5 protein-coding genes are annotated in these 5,951 nt (G+C 64.2%); 1 reads left to right on the top strand and 4 read right to left on the bottom strand.

Annotated elements, in window-relative coordinates; all coding sequences use genetic code 11:
* Positions 1-331: Maf family protein (locus VFB18_RS05400; RefSeq protein WP_324971904.1), on the top strand; the 331-nt coding region annotated here is incomplete at its 5' end.
* Between the two features lie 564 nt (positions 332-895).
* On the opposite strand, the gene VFB18_RS05395 is transcribed toward VFB18_RS05400, so the two are convergent.
* The 4 genes from VFB18_RS05395 to VFB18_RS05380 form a co-directional block, all read right to left on the bottom strand.
* Positions 896-1,126 carry a hypothetical protein gene (locus VFB18_RS05395; RefSeq protein WP_324971901.1) on the bottom strand — a complete coding sequence of 77 codons (231 nt, stop codon included), beginning with the start codon at positions 1,124-1,126 and terminating at the stop codon, positions 896-898.
* A 555-nt stretch (positions 1,127-1,681) separates the two neighbouring features.
* Positions 1,682-2,485 (bottom strand): IS21-like element helper ATPase IstB, encoded by an 804-nt coding sequence (istB, locus tag VFB18_RS05390; protein ID WP_324971898.1) that lies wholly within the window; start codon positions 2,483-2,485, stop codon positions 1,682-1,684.
* Positions 2,482-4,029, bottom strand: a complete 1,548-nt coding sequence (gene istA, locus VFB18_RS05385; RefSeq protein WP_423202441.1) for an IS21 family transposase — start codon at positions 4,027-4,029, stop codon at positions 2,482-2,484. Before istA ends, istB begins: the two co-directional genes overlap by 4 nt.
* 751 nt (positions 4,030-4,780) lie before the next feature.
* Positions 4,781-5,923, bottom strand: a complete 1,143-nt coding sequence (locus VFB18_RS05380; protein WP_414675653.1) for an IS110 family transposase — start codon at positions 5,921-5,923, stop codon at positions 4,781-4,783.
* Positions 5,924-5,951 lie beyond the last annotated feature (28 nt).

The following is a 5,951-nucleotide window of genomic DNA, read 5'->3' as shown; positions in this document are numbered from 1 at the left end:
GACCGTCGACGCTGCCCGCGACAGACTGTTCGAACTTCGTGGCAAGACGCATCAGCTCCACTCGGCAGTCGCGCTAGCCGAGGACGGTAACATCACGTGGACCCACGTAGAGACGGCTCAGCTGACGATGAGGTCGTTCTCGGCCCAATTCGTCGGTCGCTACCTTGCTGCTACCGGCCCGCAAATCTGCGAATCGCCGGGCGCTTATCAGCTCGACGGCGTCGGGCTTCAACTGTTCGACCGGATTCGCGGCGACTACTTGACGACGCTCGGAGCGCCGATCTTTCCGTTGTTTGCGCGCCTTCGCGAGATCGGGTTCATGGCTTCCTGATAGGCGAACACGGCCTCGCCCGACCTCAAGTGGCCGCAGCGCGCACTTGGACTTGGGATGGGCGATGCCTGGCAGCACAATGTGCTACCGACAGCCGGGCGACGGCTCGCAGGTGATCGCGGCCTTCGGTGCAGCGCCAGCATCAGTTGCCGGCGGGGGCCGATAGAGCCTCACCGCAATCAGCGCCAGGATCAAGATCACGGGAACAAAAATCGGCGTGTACTTCACTTGGGCTCTCGCTAGATCTCTAAAGCCCATATTATGTAGTTTGGCGGCCCCAAGATAGCTCTGTCGCACGACTTGTGTCGAGCCGGATCGCGGATTGACCCCATCGGCATCCTCCTGGCCGACCCCGGTAACGCACGCGGTCTCTGAGCCCTACGCAGCTCCGCTTCGTTGCCACCAGCGATCTTGTCGGCAAGCTCAAGACTCTTCGGTAGGCAGCTTCTTTTCTTGCCTGTTCGAGGCCCCACGCGCGACTTGCGCACGGCGCGCGGCAACGATTTGACGTGAGCGACGGCCTGGATGAGCGAGGCGAGAACCGCGCCAGTCCCTCGAGCATGATCAGTCCACGATTGGCTCAATGTGGGCGCTGTCGATATGCCGATTGGCCGCCAGATATTCCTGGACCTTGGCAAGTAGGCTACTTACAGCGTCACTGTCGAAATCGTGGTCTTCAGCGTTGAGCACCAAGTCCGTCTCAACGACAAGAACGGTCTTCATGGAGTCACGGGTCAAGCGTACTGTGAGCCATGACGACATGGCGTGGTTGTGTTCGACTAGGCGTTGTTTCATGTGGCGCTCCCTGCTTATCGGAAAGCGTAGCACTGATCGGCCCCCTCGATTGTCCGACTCCGATGACAGTTTAGCCCGGGTCTCGATGCCGGCGTGAGCGTGGCAGCCCGAGCGGGTCCGCCCAGCGTTCCAGGGTTCCCAGATCGGCTGCCGGTGACCCGCACAGCGCGTCGACCTTTCGTCAGCACGGGCGTGAAGCTAGGGCCATTCAGGGTCACCTGCACACGGTGGAAGCCCAATGGATCCGCCTCAGTTGCGTTGGGCGATTGGCAAGGCAGCGCTTCACGCCGCATGTGGGGGTTGGTCGTGTGTTGGGTTTGGTCTTGTTGTTCATCGTTTTTCAGATCGTCTGGGCTCGGAATATGGCGCGTCAATCTGGGTGAGACGGCGGCGGCGATCAGGGTGGACGGCGGCGGCCGGTAGCGGGGACAAGATCGCTCACGATTCGTTCGCCGTGCAAGCTGTTTTCGATTGTCGCTGATGTCGCGGCTTGATTGTCGCTCGTCCTGGGCGCCTGATTGTCGCTGTCGCCGCGCGACAATCAACCAGCGACAATCAACCCTCATTTTGATTGTCGCTCGGCGGCTTTCCCGAGCCACGCTTTCGCTCACGGGCCTTGCGGGCGCGGTAGCTCTCGACGTTCATCTCGAAGATGGTGGCGTGGTGCACGAGGCGGTCGATCGCCGCGAGCGTCATCGCCTTATCCGGAAACACGCGGCCCCATTCGCCGAACGCCTGGTTGGCGGTGATCAGCAGCGAGCGGCGCTCGTAGCGCGTGCCGATCAGCTCGAACAGCACGCTGGTCTCGGCCTGATCCTTCGTCACGTAGGCGATGTCGTCGAGGATCAGCAGGTGGTACTTGTCGAGCTTGGCGATCGCGCTTTCGAGGACGAGATCGCGGCGCGCCACTTGGAGCCGCTGCACGAGATCGGTGGTGCGGGTGTAGAGCACGCGCCAGCCGTTCTCGACGAGACCACGCCCGATGGCCGCCGCGAGATGACTCTTGCCCGCGCCCTGTCCGCCGAACAGTAGCAGATTGGCGCCGGAGCGGAGCCAACTGTCGCCGGCGATCAGCGCCTTGACCTGCGCCTTCGACACCATCGGCACCAGCTCGAACTCGAAGTTGGCGATGGTCTTGCCCTCGGGCAGCTCGGAGCTGGCGAGATGCCGCGCGATGCGCCGCCGCGAGCGGTCGGCCATCTCGTGCTCGGCCAGCGCTGCCAGGAAGCGCGAGGCCGGCCAGCCCTCCTTGTCGGACTGTGCGGCGATCTCGGACCACATCGCCTTCATCGCCGGTAGTCGCAGCTCGGTGAGAATGATCTCGAGGCGTGCGGCATCGATCGTGGGTGATCTCGTCATGCCACCACCTCCGTCTTGCCGGAGGCGAGCGAGACAGCGGCCGCAACCGGCGTGATGCGCGCCAGCTCGTCGTAGGTTGCGAGCGAGGGCATCTCGATCGTGATCTCTGGAACGGCGGTTGTCGGCGGCTGGAAGCGTTCTCGCAATCGGTCGAGGTCGGGCAGCCGGCCGGCATCGAGATCGGCCGTAATCGCCGTGGCGAGTTCCGCTTCACACGCGCGATCGTGCGCGAGTGCGAGCAGGCCGACCATTGTGCGACACGCCTGCTTGTCGCCGACGCCGGCGAGCAGTGCCTCGAACGCTTGTCTGTAGGCTTCGCGCGGGAACAACTGATCGCGATAGACGAGATTGAGCAGTGCCATCGGCTTCCGGCGCAGCGCATGGATGACATGGCGGTAGTCGACCACGTGAGCGTGCTTCTGGTGATCGGGCGAGCGACCTCGCCGCAGCGTCGCCACCTCGGTCGAGCCGAGGAAGCAGACGAGGCGATCGTCCCAGACGCGAACGGTCAGCCAATGGCCGATGAGGCGCGAAGGCACCGTGTAGAACACGAGCTTGAGCGTGAAGCCGCCGCGCGACGTCACGATCACGCGCGCCTCCTCGTAGTCGGTCGTGCGCCGCTCGGGCAGATCGCCAAGCTCTGCCTTCTCGATCTCGATGCGCTTGCGATTGCGCGCGTTGCGCCGACCGACCACCTCGTCGATGAAGCGGCGGTAGGCAGCGAGGTCGGCGAAGTCGCGGGAGCCGCGCAGCAACAGCTCGTCCTCGATCGTCCGCTTCAAGTGTCCGTGCGGGCTCTCGATCGATCCGTTCTCGTGCGCGACGCCCGGGTTGTTGCGCGTCGGAGCCATGCCGTAGTGCGCGACCAGCGCCTCATAGCGCTTGGTGAGGTCTTCCTGCGCATCCCGGTCGAGGTTGCAGAACGCCGCCGACAGACTGTCCGTGCGGTGCAGCTCGGGCACTCCGCCGAGCGCCCACAGCGCGTTCTGCAAGCCTTCCGCGAGCGCGACGTAGCTCTCACCGCCGAGGATGACGTGCGCGTGCTCGAAGCCGGAGAAGGCGAGGCGGAAGTGATAGAGCCGGTGATCGAGCGCGACGCCCGCGATCGTGATGCCGAGCTCAGCCACGTCGGTGAAGTCGGACAGCCCCATGCGGCCGGGCGGATGCTCCTGGGAGAACATCACGTCCTGCTCGGGGCCGTGCAGCGCGCGCCATTGCCGGATGCGCCGTTCCAGCGTCCGGCGCACGCCCTCGGGCAGCTCCGGATGACGGCGCCGCATCTCATCGAACACGGCAACGGCGCGGATGCCGGGCGCGGCGACCAGCATCGGCACGACCTCGCTCTCCCACAGATGAGCGATCGGATCAGGGCGCCGACGTTCGCGAGGCGTCTTCTTCTGCGACGGCAATCTCGGATCGGCCTCGATCCTGTAGCCGGTCGCGCGGGAGAACCCGGCCATCGCGGCAGCGACGGTGGGCGTGCTGGTCTGACGGGACTTCATGAACAACCTCGTCTGGCAGTCGGTGACGTGGCGGCCAGGCAATGAGCGATCCTTCTCCTTGGAAGAATGCTCCTCATTGCCCGGCCACTCCGGCCGCCAAACCGCGCCCTCGCCCCCTGTGCAGAAGCTGGGGAAAAGCGCGCGACGCAGTCGTGAGCTGCCTTCGGTCGGGCTCCGCCCTCCCTCCGTCAGCCCACGACTGCGATCCGTCTCATCCTTGTATGGGGCTTTGGAAGTCAAGCGCTCATTTTCACAGCACACTCCACTTTCTTTCCTTGGGTCATTTCTCTTGTTCGACCGCGCCGCAGGCTTTCCCTCGCCCCGACCGCGGGATGCTGACGCCGTCGCGCGCAGTGGCTGTCAAGGTTGGCCGTCTCTCCGTCGGTCCGACAAGACTCCACGGTTTCCAGGCCACACCTTTACAGCCCGAGCACGGCGGCAGACTGGTCCGATCGGGGCCGGAGGCAGGGTTCGGTTCCGTCACGTCGCAACGGCTTTTGATCAGTGCACACATTGCTGCGTGATGATCGAGACAACGATGTCGAGGGGAGCTCGCTGTCAGGGCAGCTCTCGCTGCCGCAACCTTGTATTCGGTGAGTCTTGCGACCCGAACCATGATGCATGCATGCGCATCGGCGGCGAAGCTCCGAGGCGGCGGCCCCATTCTGATTGACGGCATCAAAGCCATGGATGAGACCGGGACACCGCCACCTCGAACCGTTATCGGCGACCCGTCGCGAGCGCGACAGACAAGGCCGAAACCGTGAGATGTTCCTTGTAGCCGAAACTCCCTTCAGTGCGCGGGACGGAGAACCATGCCCTCAGGGACGGCGCCATCGTGCGGGAAGTGCCACAAGGCGATGAGGAGCTTGCGCGCCAGCGCGACGACCATCTTCTTGCGCGAGCCACGAGCGTTCTCGGTGCGCGCTCGAAACCACTTGGCCAGGGCGCTGTCCTTCTGGAACTCGAGGAAGCGCCACGCTAGCTGAATCATCCCTCGCCGCACCCGAGCATTGCCGGATCGGGCGAGCCCCTTCTCGCGGCGCTTCTTTCCGCTCTCGTCGGGGGAGCCCGTGAGTCCGCCGTAGCGCGCCACGGCGCGCCGGTCGCGTAAGTTGCGTGACAAGATCTCCTGCACCAACATGTCCGCGGTCTCGATGCCGATCCCGATCACGCGCGCCAAAAGGCAGACCATGAGATTTGGTCCGGTGTTGGGGGCCTGCTTGAGACGCTCCAGCCGCGTCTTCTCAATCTGGCGTATCTGCTCGGCGACGAGCCGCCGGCGTTCCATGTCACGGCGCAGCTCCGCGAGCGTATTCGGCGGCATCGGCTCGCCCTCGGGCGTGCACAGGTGTTCCAGGCGCTCTGGCGCCTTCTTGAGTTTCGGATTGAAGTTGCGAATGCCAAGCCGCGTCAGGGCTGCCTTGATGCGGTTGATGATAGTGGTTTGCTCGCCAACGAGGGTCTCACGCTCCCGGTGCGGCCGCTTGGCATCTTCCTCTGCGAGGGTGGGGATCACAGCCATCTTGCAGTGCTCCCGTTCGCCGCGCAGCCAGCCCAGAAAGGCGCGTTTCAACTGCTCAGTATCGAGGCGGTCGGTCTTGGCGCGCCGGTGCTCACGCGATACCGCGACACTCGCGGCATGGATGACATGGGCCTTGATGCCGCGGTTCTCGAGCCAGCGCGCCAGCCAGAAGCCGTCGCGGCCGGTCTCGAAGGCAACGGTAATGCGGTTGATCTTGTGGCCTGCCTTATCCGCTTCCGTTCGCCATCGCTCGAGCAGCTTCAGCAGTTCGTCCGCGTCGGCTTCGAGTTTCTTCAATGGCTGACGCTCCACGCCAGGTATGACCCCGGCGACGAGCCAATTCTTCTGGCTCAGCTCGACTACGGCGATTAACGTGTGATTAGGATCGAACGGTGTAGGGGAACGGCTCAGGTCGTTTAGCGGCTTGTGCGGCTGCTTC

The sequence above is a fragment of the Methyloceanibacter sp. genome (genome assembly GCF_035650995.1).
GTDB lineage: Bacteria > Pseudomonadota > Alphaproteobacteria > Rhizobiales > Methyloligellaceae > Methyloceanibacter.
This window is presented reverse-complemented; position numbering and strand designations above follow the sequence as displayed.